General features: G+C 40.4%; 21 protein-coding genes. 5 read left to right on the top strand and 16 right to left on the bottom strand.

Features of this window, described 5'->3' with window-relative positions; translation table 11 throughout:
• Positions 1-176 precede the first annotated feature (176 nt).
• The 5 genes from TR08_RS20835 (at position 177) to TR08_RS20820 (ending at position 2,699) form a co-directional block, all read left to right on the top strand.
• Complete coding sequence (locus tag TR08_RS20835) at positions 177-1,328, top strand: SLC13 family permease (protein WP_045521579.1); 1,152 nt, start codon at positions 177-179, stop codon at positions 1,326-1,328.
• A gap of 167 nt (positions 1,329-1,495) precedes the next feature.
• Positions 1,496-1,645 (top strand): hypothetical protein, encoded by a 150-nt coding sequence (locus tag TR08_RS32720; RefSeq protein WP_193747811.1) that lies wholly within the window; start codon positions 1,496-1,498, stop codon positions 1,643-1,645.
• A gap of 88 nt (positions 1,646-1,733) precedes the next feature.
• The gene (locus TR08_RS20830) at positions 1,734-2,012 is read left to right on the top strand and encodes a hypothetical protein (protein WP_045521578.1); all 279 of its coding nucleotides are present in this window, start codon (positions 1,734-1,736) and stop codon (positions 2,010-2,012) included.
• 40 nt (positions 2,013-2,052) lie between these two features.
• Entirely contained in the window at positions 2,053-2,325 is a 273-nt protein-coding gene (locus tag TR08_RS20825) for a hypothetical protein (protein ID WP_045521577.1), read from the top strand.
• 20 nt (positions 2,326-2,345) lie between these two features.
• Positions 2,346-2,699, top strand: a complete 354-nt coding sequence (locus TR08_RS20820; RefSeq protein WP_045521576.1) for a c-type cytochrome — start codon at positions 2,346-2,348, stop codon at positions 2,697-2,699.
• Positions 2,700-2,936: 237 nt separating this feature from the next.
• Here the strand turns inward: TR08_RS20820 and TR08_RS20815 are convergent, their stop codons facing one another.
• The 16 genes from TR08_RS20815 to TR08_RS20740 all read right to left on the bottom strand — a co-directional run bounded on the left by TR08_RS20815 (position 2,937) and on the right by TR08_RS20740 (position 19,404).
• Positions 2,937-3,437 carry a hypothetical protein gene (locus tag TR08_RS20815; RefSeq protein WP_045521575.1) on the bottom strand — a complete coding sequence of 167 codons (501 nt, stop codon included), beginning with the start codon at positions 3,435-3,437 and terminating at the stop codon, positions 2,937-2,939.
• A gap of 622 nt (positions 3,438-4,059) precedes the next feature.
• Positions 4,060-4,455, bottom strand: coding sequence for a PaaI family thioesterase (locus TR08_RS20810; protein ID WP_045521783.1), 396 nt, complete (start codon positions 4,453-4,455; stop codon positions 4,060-4,062).
• A 135-nt stretch (positions 4,456-4,590) separates the two neighbouring features.
• On the bottom strand, positions 4,591-5,436 hold the full coding sequence (locus tag TR08_RS20805) for a 3-hydroxybutyryl-CoA dehydrogenase (RefSeq protein ID WP_152597479.1): 846 nt from the start codon (positions 5,434-5,436) through the stop codon (positions 4,591-4,593).
• A gap of 30 nt (positions 5,437-5,466) precedes the next feature.
• Positions 5,467-6,243 carry an enoyl-CoA hydratase/isomerase family protein gene (locus TR08_RS20800; RefSeq protein ID WP_052427555.1) on the bottom strand — a complete coding sequence of 259 codons (777 nt, stop codon included), beginning with the start codon at positions 6,241-6,243 and terminating at the stop codon, positions 5,467-5,469.
• Positions 6,244-6,266: 23 nt separating this feature from the next.
• Complete coding sequence (locus TR08_RS20795) at positions 6,267-7,049, bottom strand: enoyl-CoA hydratase/isomerase family protein (RefSeq protein ID WP_045521573.1); 783 nt, start codon at positions 7,047-7,049, stop codon at positions 6,267-6,269.
• A gap of 38 nt (positions 7,050-7,087) precedes the next feature.
• Entirely contained in the window at positions 7,088-8,275 is a 1,188-nt protein-coding gene (locus tag TR08_RS20790) for a CaiB/BaiF CoA transferase family protein (RefSeq protein WP_045521572.1), read from the bottom strand.
• A 35-nt stretch (positions 8,276-8,310) separates the two neighbouring features.
• A complete protein-coding gene (locus tag TR08_RS20785; RefSeq protein WP_045521571.1) occupies positions 8,311-9,078 on the bottom strand; it encodes an SDR family NAD(P)-dependent oxidoreductase in 768 nt (255 codons plus the stop codon).
• A 12-nt stretch (positions 9,079-9,090) separates the two neighbouring features.
• Positions 9,091-9,879, bottom strand: coding sequence for an enoyl-CoA hydratase/isomerase family protein (locus TR08_RS20780; protein ID WP_045521570.1), 789 nt, complete (start codon positions 9,877-9,879; stop codon positions 9,091-9,093).
• 27 nt (positions 9,880-9,906) lie between these two features.
• Positions 9,907-10,815, bottom strand: coding sequence for an acyl-CoA dehydratase activase (locus TR08_RS20775; RefSeq protein WP_045521569.1), 909 nt, complete (start codon positions 10,813-10,815; stop codon positions 9,907-9,909).
• 110 nt (positions 10,816-10,925) lie between these two features.
• Positions 10,926-12,230, bottom strand: a complete 1,305-nt coding sequence (locus TR08_RS20770) for a 2-hydroxyacyl-CoA dehydratase subunit D (RefSeq protein WP_045521567.1) — start codon at positions 12,228-12,230, stop codon at positions 10,926-10,928.
• Positions 12,231-12,469: 239 nt separating this feature from the next.
• A complete protein-coding gene (locus TR08_RS20765; RefSeq protein ID WP_045521566.1) occupies positions 12,470-13,624 on the bottom strand; it encodes a 2-hydroxyacyl-CoA dehydratase subunit D in 1,155 nt (384 codons plus the stop codon).
• Between the two features lie 41 nt (positions 13,625-13,665).
• Positions 13,666-14,436 (bottom strand): SDR family NAD(P)-dependent oxidoreductase, encoded by a 771-nt coding sequence (locus tag TR08_RS20760; RefSeq protein WP_045521565.1) that lies wholly within the window; start codon positions 14,434-14,436, stop codon positions 13,666-13,668.
• A 51-nt stretch (positions 14,437-14,487) separates the two neighbouring features.
• Entirely contained in the window at positions 14,488-15,627 is a 1,140-nt protein-coding gene (locus tag TR08_RS20755) for an acyl-CoA dehydrogenase family protein (RefSeq protein WP_045521564.1), read from the bottom strand.
• 31 nt (positions 15,628-15,658) lie between these two features.
• Positions 15,659-16,897, bottom strand: a complete 1,239-nt coding sequence (locus tag TR08_RS20750) for a thiolase family protein (protein WP_045521563.1) — start codon at positions 16,895-16,897, stop codon at positions 15,659-15,661.
• A gap of 77 nt (positions 16,898-16,974) precedes the next feature.
• Positions 16,975-17,595 carry a TetR/AcrR family transcriptional regulator gene (locus tag TR08_RS20745; RefSeq protein WP_045521560.1) on the bottom strand — a complete coding sequence of 207 codons (621 nt, stop codon included), beginning with the start codon at positions 17,593-17,595 and terminating at the stop codon, positions 16,975-16,977.
• 156 nt (positions 17,596-17,751) lie between these two features.
• Positions 17,752-19,404, bottom strand: a complete 1,653-nt coding sequence (locus TR08_RS20740) for a class I adenylate-forming enzyme family protein (RefSeq protein ID WP_202964979.1) — start codon at positions 19,402-19,404, stop codon at positions 17,752-17,754.
• Positions 19,405-19,475 lie beyond the last annotated feature (71 nt).

Genomic DNA, 19,475 nt, shown 5'->3' with positions numbered 1-19,475 from the left:
CTCCATTACTATTTGTTTTTTCAGTACAATAGCATAATAAACCATTTTTGCTCATAATACAAAAATTTCCCATCCGCATTTAGTTGGGTTATTTTTGATTCCTAAAAAGTAAGCTCCATGATAGAATCTTAACGTTGTGAATATACTTCAAGTCTATCAAACATCGGTGGTGTAATGTGAAAGAGTCCGTTTTAATTCAAAATAAAAAAAGGATCAAGCTAAATCTAGGCTTTCTAAAAAAAGACATGGTTTTTACCATCTCTATTGTTTTAGCAGCTGGCAGCTGTTTATTTCAATCTCCCAAAATAGAGTATCTAAATTTTCCTGTTTTGATTAGTTTATTTAACCTGATGCTTGCGATTAAGGCTTTCGAGGAACTAAGAGTTTTAGACAAATTTGCTATCTCTATATTAAATAAATGCAATAATAGTAAATCAGTTTCAGCAATTCTCATATTGTTATGTTTTTTCAGCTCCATGTTCATGACAAACGATGTGGCATTACTAACTTTCGTGCCTCTGACCCTGGTAATTAGCAGGAAAACGAAAATGCCCATGATGGAAACGATTATCCTGCAAACGATCGCTGCAAATATTGGCAGCAGTCTAACGCCAATGGGAAATCCACAAAATTTGTTTATCTATTCTTTTTATGGAATAACGCCGATGCCCTTTTTCATGACGGTTCTTTTACTAGCTATTCTTGGTATCATTTGTTTATATTTCTTCATTCGTAGACTAGATAAAAAAGAATTGAAGGTAGAGATTCCTCCGATACAGATTACCGATCCAAAGAAAACAATGGTATGGGGAATGGTTTTAATCATCATCATCGCTTCCATTTTTGGTGTAATCCCTTTTCAAGTTGCTTTCATTGTTACCTTGATAATTGTTGCCATTTTGAATCGTAAACTATTGTTTAAAATTGATTATTTACTGCTATTAACCTTTATTTGTTTTTTTATTTTTGTAGGAAATATATCCAACACAAATGCCGTGCATGTGTTGGCAAGTGCAAGTCTGAAAGACTCTGCTTCGGTCTATTTCAACTCTATCCTTTTAAGTCAATTTATTAGTAATGTCCCTGCCTCCATCCTTCTGGCAGAGTTTACTTCGAATTGGAAACCTTTATTATTAGGAGTAAATATCGGTGGTCTAGGTACCATTATTGCTTCGATGGCAAGTGTGATTTCCTATAAGTTATATATTCAATCCTATCCCAACCAGGGGAAAAAATATTTACTGAAGTTCAGCCTATACAACTTTTCGTTTTTATTTGTATTAACCTTGATCCCATATATTATTTTAAAAATCCTAAAAATATTTTAATCCATTGAATCAACCCGCTATTCCAAAAATAGCGGGTTGATTCATTTTTGTTTTTAAAGTGATCAGGTTAGAGAGATGGAAAAAAATAGGTAAATCAGATTCTCCTTTTCACCTACAAACAAGTTTTTGCATAATACTTTCTTTAATGAAGATTTAGGAGGGTTTTTTTGTCTAACGAAGAGAAAAACCAAATCGAAAAAAAAGGCAGTTTTAGACGTACCTTTTTAAAGAATTCAGGTTTAACCGTCGGCGGTATCTACCCATTTGACCATTTGCTTTCCTTATTTTTAGGAGTGCAGTGGTCTTTTTGTTTGTAAAAATTTACACACATTATTTTTCGACTAAAAAATTTAGGAACGTGCATAGTAAAAATATTACCAATAAAATGATACGAGGAGTAATAGTATGAACACCAAATGGAAAATCACCATTTTGACTACTTTTCTTTCAATAGGATTTTTAACAGCATGCAATGCAGATAAAAGAGGATCTTTGAATCCAGAGAAAGATGTAAATTTCCACCCTATAAATTATGAGCGTAAGTTGAACAGAAATGAAAGTAATAATGATTATAAAAATCAAGATAACAGACGTTTTCTACACGATGAAAGCCCTACGCAAACAGATGATGAAATGGAAAAAAGCAATGATCTTGAACTTAATAAAAACAGAGGCGTAGAATGAGCCTTCGAGTGTAAGCAGAGCAATGGCAGGAGGGAAAACAATGACCAGTCATATAAAATCAGAATTATCAATGTTAAGCGAACTATTATTATCAATCTTATTAACAGCATGTGTAGCCATCTATTTATACAAAACCTTTGAGTCCTTTCCCTGGCTGCCCTTTATTGGGATTCCGATAGGATTAGCGATTATTGTAGCTTGCTGGGAGAAGAAAAAACACAAATGGAATATATTTATAACTGGTTTAATACTTAGCAGCCTTATCTGGTCAATCGCATTCAATTGGTCCTCTCTCCTAAAAATATTTCATTAAAAACTCGTGGAGGATTTCACATGAAAAAACTATGGGCTACTACTGGAATCAATATCATATTAGCAGGATTTCTTGTATTTTTACTCTTTTATTACGAAGGACCCGGGCATGCAGCCAAACCTGGTGGTGAAACAGCGGGTGGCGAAACAGCCTCTGCCGAAAAAGCCGAAGAAATTGCCAGTACCTCCTGTATGTCCTGTCATGGAGAAAATTTTAAAGGTGGCGCAGGTCCTGCATTAGATAAAATTGGTTCAAAGTATGCCCAAAATGATATCGAAAATATTATTAAGAATGGGAAAGGCGCTATGCCCGGAGGGGTTATTACTCCAGAAGAAGCAAAAATCGTCGCAGAATGGTTAGCACAGAAAAAGTAAAAATTAGTTATGCAACTAACTTCACATTATTAATCCTCCAAATTCTCACAAACAAAGCCCTAACTCAGAAAAAGATAGGGATTTGTTTTTTTATGATTCTATAACTAACTATTAAAACAAGGTTATTACAATACCCATATTCTTCTATTTGTAAAATGACGCAAGAATTTCATTGCTTGAATTAAGGTTAACGATATTGTTTAGATGGAATTATTTAATTAATTAGAATTAAGGATTTTACCAATCCGCACAGTACACCATATAGTGGGTTTCAAAATTGAAGTTTTCGAGGAGATTTTCAAGAATGGTTTTGGTCCGATCAACTTCCCAGTAATAATAATCATCATAAGAGGTACTTCCGAAAAATGGACCTGTCCTTGTGGGTAATTCATTATGTGGTGCTTTTCTCTTCAATAGAACGTTTACGCATGAGTTATATAATTCCTGCAGGTTTTCCTTTGACACTTCATAGGAACACATATCGTCTTTACCATTTTGGACGAATTTTACAAACCAATGATGAATTTGGTTAGCCTTACGCCAAGTAGTAATTTCTGTTCGAAGACTGCGCCAAGAAAAATCTAATTCCTCAAAGTGTTTAATGTGATTCTTTATCTTTTCGTAGATGGCGCCCTTTTCTGCTTCTAGCTCACTTAGATGGATGTCAGCTGAACGAATTTCAGCCAAATTCATTCCTTCGATCTTTGGAAAAGTGTATAAATGCATATCTAGTCCCATTCAAATCCTCCTACAAAATTTAATTTTTAAATACAAAATCATCGAATTATCAAATGTGAGTTTTTTGGCGTACAACACCTCCTAAATAAAAATTACTTATTGTTAACTAATTGTTGTTTAAGTTATGAATTGAAAACGAAGGGAATGCAAAGATACATTGAAAAGAAGTAGGTAAAATGACAAATTGGAGAAAACTATCGGAGAGTTTGAAGAGTACTTTATATCACCAAAATTATAGCATGATAAAATAAGCACTAACACATCAATTTTAATAATTCACAAAACTGTAAAAACTCGAGCTCCTCTAACTGTCCACCCCAGACGGACAAAACAAGGGTTTTGTCCACGAGTGGTGACAGGCACCAATACTCATGCAGATAATTTCGGATGCTTTTCAGCGTACTTGACCGGTTCTGATGGAGTTTAATATAATAGAAGAAGAAAATGTCTATCCGATGGTTCCACCAAACCAAAATAACCACCAAACCATACTATCTCGCTAATAAAAACGCCAACCCTTATTTAGTAAAGGGTTGGCGTTTTTTGATAAGTTGCGCAGAGCAATAGCATTCCAACTGTCCACCCTTGTCGGTGAAAGGCACCATAATATAACCATTAACCATTACAAATTAGCAAATATACCATTTGCTTTAGCGACTAGTTCGTTTTGGTCGTTGTAAATGTTACAGTCGAGGTGGTTAAGGGTTCTTCCTTTTTTGATGAGGTTTGCGTCTGCAGAGAGGAATTCACCTGTTGCTCCTTTTAGGTAGGTTGTTTTGAGATCAACTGTTACGACTGATTGGAGACTGTTTTCGTCTTTATCAAAGGTATTACATGTATTGCCCATTGCTAAATCTGCTAACAAGCTTATAATCCCGCCTTGAACGTACCCTACTGTATTTAATAGTAACGGCTGAACTGGCAAGATTACTTTTAAATTAGTTTCACTTATTCTTTCATATTGGCAATTTAGTAAATGATCAAATGGATTTTTTATATACTGTGTTTCCAGCTTCATCACCCCAAAATAGAATCTAAAACAATAGGCCGATTCTACAAATATAGAATTCGACCTTCCTTCAGCTGTCCACCTCAGGCGGACAAATCGGGTGATTTGTCCACGAGCGGTGACAGGCACCAAAAAAGGCACCAATTAATATTCATAGAATCCGCGGCCGGTTTTTCTGCCGTAGTGTCCTGCTCGAACTAATTTTTTTAATAGTGTGGCTGGGCGATATTTGGAGTCGGCTGTTTCTTGATAGAGTGTTTCTAATACCATGAGCATGACGTCGAGGCCAATCATATCAGCTAGAGCTATTGGTCCAATCGGGTGATTGGCTCCTAATTTCATTCCGAGGTCAATATCTTCCTTGGTGGCAACGCCTTCTTGAAGGACAAATATTGCCTCGTTTATCATTGGTGCTAAGATTCGATTTACTGCAAACAAAGGTGCTTCATTCACTGAAATTGATTTTTTACCAAAGCTTTCACACAAATCTTTGGCGATCATATAGGTTTCATCAGAGGTATCATTGCCTCGGATAATTTCGACTAGTTCCATAAGCGGCACTGGGTTAAAAAAGTGAGTTCCTATCACCCGGTCTGCACGCTTTGTAGCAGATGCCATCTCGGTTATACTTAAACCTGATGTATTGGAGCAAAAGATTGCTTCAGGTTTGCAAATTTGATCAATATTTTTATATAACTCTTTCTTTTTCTCCATATTCTCGATGATAACCTCAAACACTAAATCAGCGTCTTTCAAATCTTCCAATCTAGTAGTTGTCGTAAACCGATTTAAAATGGTTTCAACAGAGTCATTCAGTTTTCCCTTAGATGAAAGCTTCTCTAAGCTTTTCCCGATAAATCCTAAACTTCTCGTTAAAAAATCCTCTTGTATATCAGATAAAATCACTTGGAACCCTGCACAAGCTGCTACCTGAGCGATACCCGATCCCATGCTTCCGGCCCCAATCACACCAATTGTTTTAATTGACATTTGACAACCTCCAAAATTTTTTCTTAAAAGTTAAACCCCTTTAAATTCAGGTGCACGTTTTTCCAAAAACGCGTTTACGCCCTCTTGAAGATCTTCACTTGCTATCAGGTGGGCTTGAACCATGATTTCTTGTTCTAAAAATGCCTCCCAAGGAAGATGTACAGAATGGTTTAACATTTTTTTCACATATCGATTACTTAATGGCGGACCCTTCAAGATGGTCTGAGCAAATTCACTTGCTCCCTGAAGTAAATCACCTTCAACTACCTTATTAATTATCCCCCATGTCTTAGCCTCTTCAACACCTAAAATCTTACCGGAAACAATCCATTCCTTGGCAATGGCGGTAGGCACTCGTTCGGATAATAACTTGAGTAAACCCAAATCAGGAATGACTCCAATATTCACAAAGCTTAAGCCGAACTTCGCCGTGGGGTCAGCTACAATGAAATCTGAAGCAAGGGCAAGACTAAAGCCTGCTCCCGCAGCATATCCATTAACAGCAGAAATCACATATTTTTCCATATTCAAAATCATTCGAGTAACATTAATCGCTTTTTCTAAATAAGCAGCAATTTCACTTTGTTTCGAAAACTGCTGAATGGTTTCTAGATCTCCCCCAGCACAATAGGATTTCCCTTCACCCGATAAGACAATCACTTTCACCTCAGGATTTGTATCTAAACTAAGCAGCGCTTCTGTCAGACCCTCAACTAAATCGGTTGATAGAGAGTTCAATTTTTGAGAACGATTGAGTGAAATAAAGCCGATTCCGTTCTCAATTTTTACTAATATAGGTTGAGACATTATTATTTCTCCTCTATAAAAATTTATTTTCCTTGAAACTGTGGCTTTTCCTTCGCTAAAAAGGCTCTCGCACCTTCCTTTTGATCCTCAGTGGAACAAAGGCTTTTAAATTGAACTGCCTCAAGTTCTAATGCTTCCTCCATCGGCAGATCCAATCCCTGGATAATCGCCTTTTTGGCAGCTTTAATAGCCAGTGGTCCCTTCTTCTGGATCTTCGCTGATAAAGTATGTGCTCGACTAAGTGATTCTCCAGTTGGAACAAGAATATCAACCAAACCAATTCGGTATGCTTCATTTGCATCGATGGTATCTCCGGTAAAAATAAGTTCTTTCGCTTTTCCAGCTCCTACTAATCTTGGTAAGCGCTGAGTTCCTCCATAGCCTGGAATAATCCCTAAATTCACCTCAGGCTGTCCGAATAATGCTTTCTCACCTGCAATGCGAATATCACATGCCATCGCTAATTCACAACCAGCTCCAAGAGTAAATCCTTCAATCGCCGCTAGCACAGGTACTTCAAAGTTTTCAATTTTATTAAAAATCTGGTGTCCAATTTTAACAAGGTCGTATCCTACATCAGGAGCCATTTCAATAAACTGCTTAATGTCTGCTCCGGCTACAAACGCTTTGTCACCACCACCGGTTATAATAACGGTTTGAACATCAGAATTTTCCCTAACCACATCCAAAGTCAGATCAAGCTCTTCCATAATCTGCGCACTAAGTGCATTCACCGGCTTATTTTCAATCGTAATAACAGCCGTCCTGTTTTCAACATTTAATTTTACAAAAAGTGTCTTTAACAAAATTCTTACCCCCTTAATTCTTTGAAAAATGAACTCAATTAGCTGAATAGACCAGTCTTGCCAAATTCCTTGATTTCCTCTTGAGAATAGCCGAGATTTTTCATAACCTCTTCTGTATTCGCCTCTGATAGTGGGATACCCGTGTGACGATACTGAGGAATGGACTCCGAGAACTTAATCGGATTGGCAATCTGTTTTACTGTTGACCCATTTGGTCCAGGAACTTTAACCACCATTCCTCGCTCTTCAACAAGTGGTCCTTCTAATACTTCACCTAGAGAGAGCACCGGCTCAACGCAGGCGTCCGTAGCATTAAATAATTCCATCCATTCATCTAACGTCTTCGTCTTTAAAATCTCACTAATCTCCTCTTTGATTTGAGCCACATTTTCTGCCTCCACGCCTCCAGCAACCAGTTCAGGTCTTCCAATAGTTTGACAAAAGGCCTTGAAAAATTGTGGCTCAACACCACCGAAACTAAGGTATCTACCATCCTGGGTTTCATAGTAATCATAGAGAGAGCCCCCATTGAGAAGATTTTCCTCCATCCCAATGTCTTTACCATTTATTAGATAACTAGCACCCTGCATAAACGAATTAAACGCAATCATTCCATCGGTCATCGAAACATCAATATGCTGACCATTCCCAGTTCGCTCTCGATAGATGACGGACGAAAGAATTCCAATAATGGCATTGTTGGAACCTGAAGCAATATCCGCGACGGCTATTCCCATCAGCGGAGGTCCTGACTTTTTCTTTCCTGAATAAGAAGCGACACCCGACATGGCTATGTAGTTGATGTCATGACCTGCACGATCCCTCAATGGTCCTGTCTGACCGTAACCTGTTAACGAGCAATAGATTAATCTCGGATTTACTTTTTTAAGACTCTCGTAATCTAGGTTCAGCTTCGCCATCACACCTGGACGGAATTGTTCGATGATAATATCGTACTCTCCTAAAAGCTGATGAATTACTTCAACTGCACGAGGATCTTTAAGATTGAGGGTCATTACCTTTTTATTCCTACTCAATTGTGCCGATACCGCTGACACTTCTGTTTCAGGCAGGAAAGGTGGTAAAAAATCGACGACATCTGGTCTCGTGCCCGATTTCACCCTAAGTACATCCGCTCCCATATCGGCTAAGCACATGGTCGCATATGGTCCAGGAACCAATGTACTGAAATCTAATATTTTTAAACCTTCTAGTGCTCCAGCCATTTTTTTCTCCTTTCTATATATCTTTGTATTTTGTTTTATTTCGCAGGCAGCTGTGCTGCACCGTCTAGCATAATCGTTGTTCCATTTAAATAAGGATTTTCAACAATATGTCTAACCGTTGCTGCATATTCGGACGGCTTGCCGAGCCTCTTTGGGAAAGGAATATGCTGTGTTACTTCCTGTTTAAAACTATCAGGCATTCCTCTAGACATTTGCGTATCGAAAAGGCCTGGTGAAATCGCAACGATTCGCATTCCATAATCCCCAATCTCCCGGGCAATCGGAAGTGTCATCCCTACTACTCCAGCTTTTGACGCACTATACGCTGCCTGTCCCAGCTGACCGCCAAATGCAGCTGCAGAAGCAGTATTTACAATAACTCCTCTTTCCCCGTTTTCATCAGGTTCATTCTTCAACATCTCTTGGACTGCGTATCGCACCAGGTTCATCGTACCGACTAGATTTACTTGGATTACTTTATTAAACTTATCCATTGGAAAAAGTCCCTTCTTAGAGTGGACCTTCGCACCAAAAATAAGCCCTGCACAATTGATTGCTACATGAATACCTCCAAAAGCATTAGAGACTGTTTCCACCGCTTCACGGACAGAATTTTCATCACTAACATCTGTCTTGCAGAAAACAACAGATTCACCAAGTTCTCTTGCAAGATTCTCTCCACGATCATCATTCATATCTAAAATTCCGACCTTTGCACCTTGTTCCACAAACAGCCTTGTACAGGACTCACCAAGACCCGAGGCCCCGCCGGTTATGATAAATACACTATTTTCGATTTTCATTTTTATCTCCCCTTAATAGCCCTTAAATTCTGGTTTGCGTTTTTCTGCAAAGGCTGCAAGTCCCTCTGCTAAGTCATAGGATCGAACATGCTGTCGTAAGTGAAGCATTTCATGGCGTAATGCTGCATCCTGAGTTTGATCAACCGACGCGTTTGCTACTTCCTTCATTCGGCGGAGCACCAATGGACTTTTAGCCGCAAGCTTTTCAACAAAATTTTCGACTTCCTCCACAAGCTTCCCGTCAGCAACTACTTTATTAACCAAACCGAATCTTTCCATCTCAGCAGCAGATAAAAAATCACCGCTAAATAAAAGATACTTAGCGCGATTAAGCCCGATTTTCTTCGGCAATACCGCCGCACCACCCGCACCTGGAAAAACGCCAAAGTTAGAATGAGCATCCCCCATTTTGGCACTTTCAGCCGCATATACAATATCGCAGCACATGAGAAGCTCCAGTCCTCCTGCAAGTGCTAAGCCATTGACTGCCGCAATGACGGGTTTTGGCATTTTACGTAGAAGACTGCAAACCTCATCGAACATTTCAAGAAAATCCTTCGTCCCAGGCTCTGAACTACTTAAAGAGGAAAGGACATTTTTAAGGTCCGCACCCGCGCAAAAGGCAGATCCTGTTCCAGTTAGAACTACAACCTTGACACTGCTATCAGCTTCACACTCTTTCAATACGCTCTCCAACTCACCGAGCATGGTGGATGATACTGAATTCATATTCTTTGGACTATCTAAAATAATCCAAGCGCCAGCACCGCGACGCTCGAATTGAATACGCTCATATTGCATGACTTTCTCCTTTCTCTAAAAGCATAATCAGTTTTTGTTTAATTGGTAATTCTGAACGGAGCAGCTGCCGCAATCTTTAGCAGGTGCACGAGATTTATCGAGGTCTTGTTCCTCATCTACTTTTTTTCGAATCCCTGTAGCAAAGTCTTTCGCAAATAACGCTGCACCTAAAGCACCGATAATTTGCGGTTCTTCCGGAATAAAAATAGACACACCTAAGGATTTTTCTAAAGCATGTACCAATCCAATATTTTTGGCGCCTCCACCTGTCATCATCACTGGCTTCTGCAATCCTACACGCCCAACCAAACCTTTCATTCTCCCTGAAATCGCCTTATGCATACCTGAAAGAATGTCTACCGTTGTGTGACCTTCTGCGACTAAAGAAATGACTTCTGACTCAGCGAATGTTGTACACATCGAGCTGATTTTGATATCCGCATCTGATTGCATCGACAACGGTCCAATTTCAGTCAATTCAACGTCCAACGCTCTCGCAAGAACTTCGAGGAATTGACCGGTCCCAGCAGCACATTTGTCGTTCATCGCAAAATTTTTAACATTTCCTGACGGATCGACCGCGATTACCTTACTGTCCTGACCACCAATATCTATGACTGTTTTTACTTCTGGATAAAGATAGTTGGCTCCCTTTGCGTGACAACTTATTTCTGTAAGATTCTTACCGGCAATTTCTAACCTTTTCCGGCCATAACCCGTGCTTACTGTATAGGCGATATCATCGAGTACCAATCCTGCTTTTTCCAATGCTTCATCGATCGCCATCATGACGGCTTTTTGACTAACAAATCCCAACTGTTTGACGCTATGGGAAACAATTCGTTGATTTCCATCAATTATTACTGCTTTTCCTGTTAAGGAACCGCTATCCACACCAATTGTATAAAAGGAAGAACCATCACTTTTTGATGTCATCTAACTCTCTCCTTTTTCATCTGTTTTATCTTTAAGGGATTAACTCTCCCATATCCAGAATCTTTATAATCCTGTCCGGGAATTGTTTTCCCGGACAATTTCAGTCTCTATTAACCTCTGCTTTTTTGTGCTTCGAGACTTTCAATCAGTGCTTCAATACGAGTATTAACGAGTTCTTCCTTGTAAAAGGAATCGTCAACCATGTCTCCTTCAAATGAAGTAGATTGAATACCCATCTTTTTATTCAAGTTTTCAGCTAACAAGAAATGAGAACGTGAGAATGATCGACAAGTTCTTGCACCATGGAAGACAATACCGTCGATGGAATAATCTTTAGATAATGTCATCATTCGTTCCTCGGTAATCGGGTAGCCTAGGTTGAGTTGGCACTCAAGATGGTTAATCGCAATCCCTCTTAACGGATGTTCAGGATCGATCGTATCAGGCTCGTGCCAGAAGGCCATATGTGTATATCGACCCGCAACAACTGTGGCATCATAGCTTGCAAACTTATCTGCCATCCAGCCAAGCTTATTCCAATTCATAATTCCTTCCCAGAAAATACGATATTTTTCATTTGGCACAGCACTAACGCCGTTGTCAAGTCTCTCTTGAACCTCGTCTTTAACTGCTTGCATAGCTTCAATTGTTCCTGGCCATGCGGTGAGATAATTGACTGGTGCAATTTGAATGGACCAATCAAAGAAGCTGGCAGGAGCTGGTTTTGCCTTACAAAGATCCATCGCTTCCATCCGAAGCTTTCCAACGGTTTTAGTGACACCCATTAACTCTTGGAATTTATCCCAGTTATATGGCTTGCCGCTAACTACCTCTAAAAACTTAATCAGATCTTCAAACTGCCTGACAACGTATTTTACATTTTCCTCAAATTCTTCCCCTTTCATATAGGTAGAACCGTTTCGTCCCATATGATACGGAATAACTACATTAAACCAAGGAATTTTTTTACCAAAGACACGCTCGATTGCCCAATCCCACTGAGGTCCTGTAGAACAGCCTGGATAACAAGTAACAATCGCATCAGGTGCTGGAATTTCGGTCGCAATTGGACCAGGGTTTAAATCATCCGGAACACCTAATTCAGCAAACATTGCACAACCCATTTGTGTTCTTGCATAAGAGCAAAGTTCACGATTAAAGCCCCGGTTCTCAGCAAAGGTTTGCGGTTCTTTTTCCTCGTGTCTAGCTGCTACACGAGCACCGTATCCTTCTCCGTGGATCCATGCCATATCCTGCGCAGCCATAAATGGGCCAATTGGTAGACCAGTAGTATAAACAACCTTTTTACCTGTCTTCTTGGCATTAATCAAATCTTCCCAATATTCATTAACAAGCTTGTTAACCAATTTTCCGGATTTTAATCGATTCGCTCTTTTCGCTTCCTGTACTGCCATCTATCATCATTCCTCTCGATTTTAGTTACGTCTTTCTTTTTTATGGCTTTGTAAAAATTGTCTGTTGATTTACGCTCCAGGCACTTCGCTTTCCGCGGGCGGTACGGGGAGCCTCCTCGGCGCTTAAGCGCCTGTGGGGTCTCCCCTGCCCCGTCCTCCCGCAGGAGTCTTCGTGCCTTCCGCTCCAATCAACAGAGTGCCAAAATCAAATATTAGCTTTAACACAGCCTTTTTTAAAATTAAACAGCCATTTCTACAAAGGCTTCTAATCTAGTTTTAATCGTTTCGATGGAATCAAGTTCGTGTGAGATTTCTAGGAGTAGGTGAGGAATTCCAGCTTCTTGCATGGCATCTTTGATATCTGGATAGAAGAACATATGTGGTTCACAAAATTGTGTCATCACAATGACAAGTTGATCTGCTTTGTGCTTTCTCATTGAATCAACAAGGTATTGTGGCCAATCGGTTTTAGGGTCACATCTAGTTGGACAAGGGACGTTTGTATTTTTATCAATATAATGAGCCGCGATTGCTGCCAATGGTTCTTTATCTTCAGCAATATTGTCACTGATATATCTGTAGCCGTGGAAAAGGTCATCTCCGACCACAACAGCTCCAGATTGTTCAACTAGCTCCAATATGTCGTTTTTCGGTGCGCCGCAGAAACTTCCAGATAAGAAGACACGTACTCCTTCTTCTTTTATAGAATCTTTTTTAGCCTGAAGCTTTGGAATTAGGCTCTCTAAGATCTCGTTATGCTCTTCTTTCGGAATCACCATGCTTGATTTAATAATGGACAGCATATCGCTAGAAGATAGCAGCGAAGGATGAACGGATTTTAACTCGTATATCTCTCGAATAAGGCTGCGGTTTTTGTTATAGATGCGAATGCTATTTAGGATGTCCTCGTCACTAATCTCTTTATCTGCGAATCTTTCAATGTCTCGTTTTAATTCTGTTAATCCTGTAACAATATCCCCTTGTGTCCATGCTTGATTGCCAACAGGCAAGCGGAAAAACATATTATTGACCTTCGGAAGAAGATTCCCAACTACTTCTGAACCACCGACAGCCTGGATACAATAATCACCTCCGACAAATCCATCAAGGAAGTCTAATTCACTCTTTGCTGCTTGATCGACGATACTGCGGGTAGGTCCACAGAAATAAGAAGGATAATAGGCATGCCCAGTAGTAATCGGTTCTTCCTTCACTTGAAGGACAATCGGTAAAGCGCCGGCTGCATGAAGTAACTCTTCTGGAAAGTGCATGATGTAACAGCCAATAAGCTTGGAGCCTGTTTCCATTTTCCATTCCTTCGCTCTTTCATAAGGGTCCGCTGCTATTTGGGTTAATTTATTTAAGATTTCATCTGATGCTAAATTTTGGTACATAATCGTGTTCCCTCCTATTTTTATTAAAAGAATATGAAGACTTACCCTGCAAATGAAAGACCGCCATTAATACTTAAGGTTTGACCTGTAATTCTGTCGGATTCTGGTGAAGCAAAGAAAAGTGCAGCCTCTGCAACATCCTCTGCATTTGGTAAACCAAGCTTCGCACGGTCAACAGCTTTTTGAAAAACATGACTTGCCTCGGTAGCCATTACTGCCTCAAATCCTGGAGTGTCTTGGATGACCGTTAAACAAAGAGCATTCACGCGAATCTGCCATCGAGCGAACTCATTAGCCAACGCTTTGTTCATCAGTACAAGACCAGCTGCTGCGGATCCGATCAGTGATTCTCTTGGAGTCGCAATTCTTCCCGCGTCAGAAGTGATGATGACAATTTTCCCATAATTCTGCTCTCTCATATGGTCGAGCAAAGCCCGGATTGCATAAAGCCTAGACGATTGTTGGCTATTTAAGCAGCCGTCATAATCATTTGGGTCTAATTCGTGAAAGAATTTTGCATATTGAACGGTTGCACCACCGTTTGCGATTAAAATATCAATCTTTCCCATTTCAGCAACAGCACGGTCTGCCATCTGTTTCACTGAATCATAGACAAACAAGTCACATTCTAAAAATATTGCCTTTCTACCCAGTTCTTCAATTTCTGCTACCACCTGCATACCTGCTTCGTGATTTCTACCGCTAACCACAATATCAGCTCCACTTTTTGCAAGCTTTAAAGCAGTTGCTTTTCCAATTCCATTTGTTCCACCTGTTACGAGGGCCACTTTTCCTTCAAGATTTGTAATCATGATTTTCTCCTTTTTTAGACAAGGTTTAATATTCAGATATTTTTATACAGATTAAGACTGGAGAACACGTCCGATGGCCATAACCTCTGCTTCTTTCGTTCCTTCATAGATTTCAAGAATTTTCGCATCGCGATACCATTTCTGGACATTGTATTCCTCCATATAGCCGTATCCGCCATGAATTTCGATCGCAGCATTCGCGCAAAAGACAGCAGTCTGTCCGCCTAAGTATTTTGCCATTGCTGATAGCGTAAAATCAGGTTTTCCTGAATCAACGAGCCATGCCGCCTTATAGACGATATTTCGAAGTGCCTCAACTTTGACAGCCATCTCCGTTAATTTCGTCATTGTCGCCTGGTAGCTGCCGATCGGGTTTCCAAAGGCATATCTTTCTTTTGAATATTTGACTGCTTCTTCAAGGCATCCTTGCGAGATGCCCAATGCCTGAGCGGCAACCATCATCCTAGTAATATCAAAAAAGTGCATGAGCTGTGGGAATCCTTTCCCATCCGTACCAACAAGATTGGATTGCGGAACGCGGACATTTTCAAAGGAAATTTGTGCCGTATCACTAGACCGAATTCCTAACTTTCCATGGAGCTTACTTCTTGTGACTCCCTCACTATTGCTGTCTACGATGATTTGAGAGAATCGCTTATGTCTTTTTTCATCCGGCTGTGTAATCGCTTGAACCACCATAAAATCACTGACCGTACCATTTGTAATAAATATTTTACTGCCATTGATGATGAAATCATCACCGTCCCGCACTGCCCTAGTTTGGTAACCAGCTGCATCCGTTCCGGCATTTGGCTCCGTAAAAGCTCCTGATGAAACCCACTCACCTTTACAAACCATTGGTAAATACTTATGTTTCTGCTCCTCTGTTCCATATAGATAAATGGCTTCACACCCAAAGCTTGCCGTGATAATATTTGTACCAATTCCCATGTCGATTCGGGAAAGCTGTTCCGTTATGATGGCCTGACCTAATATCCCCATTCCAGCACCGCCGTACTCTTCAGGCATCCATGCACCAACGAGTCCTAGTTCTGCCGCTTTTTTTACGATTTCAGGAGTGTACTTCTCTTCCCGATCACATTCTGCTGAATAGGGAGCGATTTCATTTACTGCAAATTTGTAGGTCATTTCCTTTAACATCGTCAATTCTTCCGTTAAATTGTAGTCCACCGTTCCACTTCCTCCTCTAAAATCCTAGTGCTTACGCTTTTTCTAAAATATGAATGCACATCGCTGCTTCTTCAACACCAATACTGCCGCCTCCGTTTTCAGCAAGACCAATTTTTGCTCCAATTACTTGTCGGTTTCCTGCCTCTCCTCGTAACTGGGTAACAACTTCATATATTTGTGCGAGACCAGAAGCTCCGATTGGATGTCCCCTGCTTTCAAGTCCACCACTTGTATTGATTGGGATCGATCCTCCAAGAGTTGTAGCACCTGATTCGGCTAGAGCACCACCTTCACCAGGAGGACAAAATCCCATCGCCTCACTTTGGTGCAGTTCACCATAAGCCGTAGCGTCATGTAACTCTGCTAAATCAATATCCTGTGGACCAAGCCCTGCTTTTTCATAGGCCTCTTTTGCAAGTCTTTCACCAATATCCTCTCCGTCAAGGTCTCTGTCTGAACCTTGACCATGTACAGAAGCTAGAATTTTTACTGGACGTGATTTCTCAAGTTTTTTCAAGAATCTCTCAGAACAAACGATAACTGCAGCTGCCCCGTCCCCAACCGGCGCGCACATACTGCGAGTCAAAGGATATGTAACAGGACTGTCATTCATAACTTCCTCTATGCTCATTCTGTTCTGATACTGCGCTTTTGGATTGAGGGAAGAGTGAAAATGGTTTTTTGAAGCGATCGCTGCTAGTTGTCTTTGAGTCGTACCATACTTGCTCATATGCCAACGAGTCATCATCGCATAGACATCCATAAAAACACTTCTTCCAGCACCAGGTGCTGATTCATCACAAGGAAGTGCTACTTCTAGGTTCTTCCCGTATTCCAATAACGTATTGATCTGCTTATCAAAATTTTCTACATCCATGCAGCTGGAATAGGCGGATAAAGATTTCGCTTTGTCAGGGTTAGTAAGCTTTTCAGAACCTACCGCAATCGCGACATCATACATTCCAGCTCGTATGCCGGTATACGCTAGGTGCAGTGCAGTCGATGCTCCAGCACAAGCATTTTCCACATTGGTTACAGGGGTCCGGTCAATCCCCATTCCCCTGAAAACCACTTGACCGCGGATGGAATGCTGCTTATCAAACATACCCCAAAAAGTATTCGAGAAGAAACCAGCCTGTAAATCCTCCTTTTTAATCCCTGCATCTTCCAAAGATTGTTGGATCACCTGCTCCGCCATAGTCCTGACTGTCTCACTAGGGTACTTGCCAAATTTGTTCATACCAATCCCGATAATATAAACATCCTGCATGTTAATCCTAACCTCCTGTTCTCTATTTCATATGTAACTTTTTTATAGAATGCAGCACCTGCTACTAATCTAGTATTCTAGGCTTCGAGCTTAAATACTGCTTTATAGCACAAGTCTGTTAATGACTCTGCAGCCTTTTGTGTTTCCATTTGACTAGTAGGCTGCCGCATTAAATGATGGCAATATCCCTCAAACATACACGCTAGTGCACGAATCGTGACATCGACATTCATGTTGTGGCAGTATCCCTTTTTAATTGACCCTTTAATATCACGCTCAATCCTTTTAAATAAGCTTTCACTTATTTTCAACCACTTGTCTTTAAAGTGTTGGTCCACCATCATCGCTTCTTTTAATGCTAGGAGTACCCCTCTATTTTGATTGTAATAGTCTAGTATTTTATGGGCTTCATCTTTCATCGTTTCATAAAGGCTTTCTGTCAAGGTTTTGGGCTGCAGATCGTGATCTACCTTTTCTATAAGTTCGTCTACTAATCGATCTAGGAGGTCATTTTTATTTTTGAAGTAATGGTAAAAGGTTCCATGCCCTACATTCGCTTTTGTCGTGATGTCCTTGACAGTCGCTTTCATGTAACCGATTTCAGAAAACACTTCTATAGCACACATCATGATTTGATCCTGATTCAACGTCTTGCGTCGGTCTGGTTTCGTTGTCTCCTGAGATTTTGCCATTTTCATATTTTTGACTCCCATTTTTCATAAATTTTTCCTTTATAAACATTGTAGTCATATATGACACAGTTGTCAATATATACAGACAATTCAAAAATATAAATTTTTTTACACCAAAATGCTACAAAAATAGGGTGTTCCAAATTTGGAACACCCCTCCACCTATATTTGAGTTAAATTGGTACCTTGTTGAACTTCACCATTTTTGACCATTTCTTGCAGCTTAAATTTCTGGATTTTCCCAGCTGCTGTCTTCGGGAATTCCTTAACAAAGTACCAATTCCTTGGTCTCTTAAAACCTGCCATATTGGCTTTACAGTATTCAGTAAGTTCAGAATCTGTCGGTAGGTCATCAAAGGATGTTGGGATAATAAGTGCCGTGACTTGTTCTCCCCAATATTCATCGGGCATGCCTACTACTGCTATATCTGTTACCTTAGGATGGTCTCGCAACAGTGATTCCACTTCGCTTGGATATATATTTACACCGCCGCGAATAATCATATCCTTTAATCGACCTTTAATTTTTATAAAACCTCTTTCATCCATCGAGCCAATATCACCTGAATGTAGCCAGCCATCGCCCTTAAGTGTGGCGGCTGTCTGCTCTGGCATATTATAGTAGCCAATCATCGTCTGGTATCCACGACAGCAAATTTCTCCATCCATACCAAGCGGTAGTACTTCTCCTGTTGCAGGATCAGCAATCTTCACTTCAATATGCGGATATGGTTGACCTATCGTTTCTGCCTGGTCCTCTGGGGAATCATCGAGGTGCGTCTGTGTTGTTCCACCGTGCATCTCGGTCTGTCCACAAACGATCGATATCCCACAGCCTAGTTCATCTTTCACACGTCGTACTAAATGAGGTTCAACCTTCGAGGCACCAGAAAGAAGAGACTTCAAGGTTGAGAGATTATATTTTTTACGATCAGGATGGTTTAAGATAGCTTCAACCATAGTTGGAACGAGGAGTGCGAAGGATCCTCTCTCATTTTCAATCAATTCAAGAAACAGCCCTGGATCGAATGCGCTAACGAGTACATGAGTACCCCGTTGTTGCAGAGTTCCTAATACAGCGAAACCGCAGCCCCCCATATGAACGAGCGGCATTACATTCACCCATACACCGCTAACTTCCATACCTGCACGCTCTGCCATAAATTTTGTACTGTTAGTTATGCCCTTATTGTGAAGGATTGCCCCCTTCGATTTACCAGTTGTACCTGATGTATACATAATGACAAAAGGATCTTCCGCCTTTACCACAGGAAAGATAGTTGATTGACTGCCGCAATTCATGAATTCCTCAAAATCTGAAAAACTAATTACTTCTCGCAGTAATGGTAAGCTTTTACGGACATTGGTTACAGCCTCAAACATGTTATAGCCTCGGTATTCATTAACGAGGAATATTCCCGCTGCTTCTGATTGACGCAACAGGTAATCTAGCTCTTTCTCCCTTAAAGCCGGGTTAACCGTCACTAAAGTGACTCCTGCAATCGCACAGCCAAATTCAAGCAGTACCCATTCCACTTCATTTGGGGCCCAAACCGCAACACGCTCTCCTGGCTTAAATTTAGTAAGAAGGGCTGAAGCAACACTTTCAGAATCAGCTAAAAGCTGAGTGTATGTCCATTTTCTGCGCTTTTCCGGATCTGCCACCCCTTCAACTAAGGCAATCCGGTCAGGAACCTCTGCAGTAACTTCCCTTAATACCTGAGCAACAGTCGAGTCGTTTAGTGGACGTGATGTGTCAGCAGGCCAATAAGACTCTGTTAATACTGTAGAATGATATACCCCGTGTTTCGCCAAATTAATCCTCTCCCTTTGCATCCATATAATAAGACTCCATTTTTACTGTAGAATCTATAGGTGCGTGAAAA

Origin of the sequence: Neobacillus niacini, assembly GCF_000759675.1 — a bacterium.
Classification (GTDB): domain Bacteria; phylum Bacillota; class Bacilli; order Bacillales; family Cytobacillaceae; genus Neobacillus; species Neobacillus niacini_A.
Note: the sequence above shows the minus strand (reverse complement) of the source record. Positions and strands in the feature narration are given on the sequence as shown.

Coding starts and splice junctions, on each gene's coding strand:
- TR08_RS20790 (WP_045521572.1), bottom strand. CDS start 8,275: ATGGCTGGAGCACTAGAAGGTTTAAAAATATTAGATTTCAGTACATTG.
- TR08_RS20750 (WP_045521563.1), bottom strand. CDS start 16,897: ATGCAGGATGTTTATATTATCGGGATTGGTATGAACAAATTTGGCAAG.
- TR08_RS20785 (WP_045521571.1), bottom strand. CDS start 9,078: ATGAAAATCGAAAATAGTGTATTTATCATAACCGGCGGGGCCTCGGGT.
- TR08_RS20775 (WP_045521569.1), bottom strand. CDS start 10,815: ATGACATCAAAAAGTGATGGTTCTTCCTTTTATACAATTGGTGTGGAT.
- TR08_RS20815 (WP_045521575.1), bottom strand. CDS start 3,437: ATGGGACTAGATATGCATTTATACACTTTTCCAAAGATCGAAGGAATG.
- TR08_RS20745 (WP_045521560.1), bottom strand. CDS start 17,595: ATGAAAATGGCAAAATCTCAGGAGACAACGAAACCAGACCGACGCAAG.
- TR08_RS20760 (WP_045521565.1), bottom strand. CDS start 14,436: ATGATTACAAATCTTGAAGGAAAAGTGGCCCTCGTAACAGGTGGAACA.
- TR08_RS20805 (WP_152597479.1), bottom strand. CDS start 5,436: ATGTCAATTAAAACAATTGGTGTGATTGGGGCCGGAAGCATGGGATCG.
- TR08_RS20810 (WP_045521783.1), bottom strand. CDS start 4,455: ATGAAGCTGGAAACACAGTATATAAAAAATCCATTTGATCATTTACTA.
- TR08_RS20765 (WP_045521566.1), bottom strand. CDS start 13,624: ATGTACCAAAATTTAGCATCAGATGAAATCTTAAATAAATTAACCCAA.
- TR08_RS20780 (WP_045521570.1), bottom strand. CDS start 9,879: ATGCAATATGAGCGTATTCAATTCGAGCGTCGCGGTGCTGGCGCTTGG.
- TR08_RS20770 (WP_045521567.1), bottom strand. CDS start 12,230: ATGGCAGTACAGGAAGCGAAAAGAGCGAATCGATTAAAATCCGGAAAA.
- TR08_RS20800 (WP_052427555.1), bottom strand. CDS start 6,243: ATGTCTCAACCTATATTAGTAAAAATTGAGAACGGAATCGGCTTTATT.
- TR08_RS20820 (WP_045521576.1), top strand. CDS start 2,346: ATGAAAAAACTATGGGCTACTACTGGAATCAATATCATATTAGCAGGA.
- TR08_RS20825 (WP_045521577.1), top strand. CDS start 2,053: ATGACCAGTCATATAAAATCAGAATTATCAATGTTAAGCGAACTATTA.
- TR08_RS20830 (WP_045521578.1), top strand. CDS start 1,734: ATGAACACCAAATGGAAAATCACCATTTTGACTACTTTTCTTTCAATA.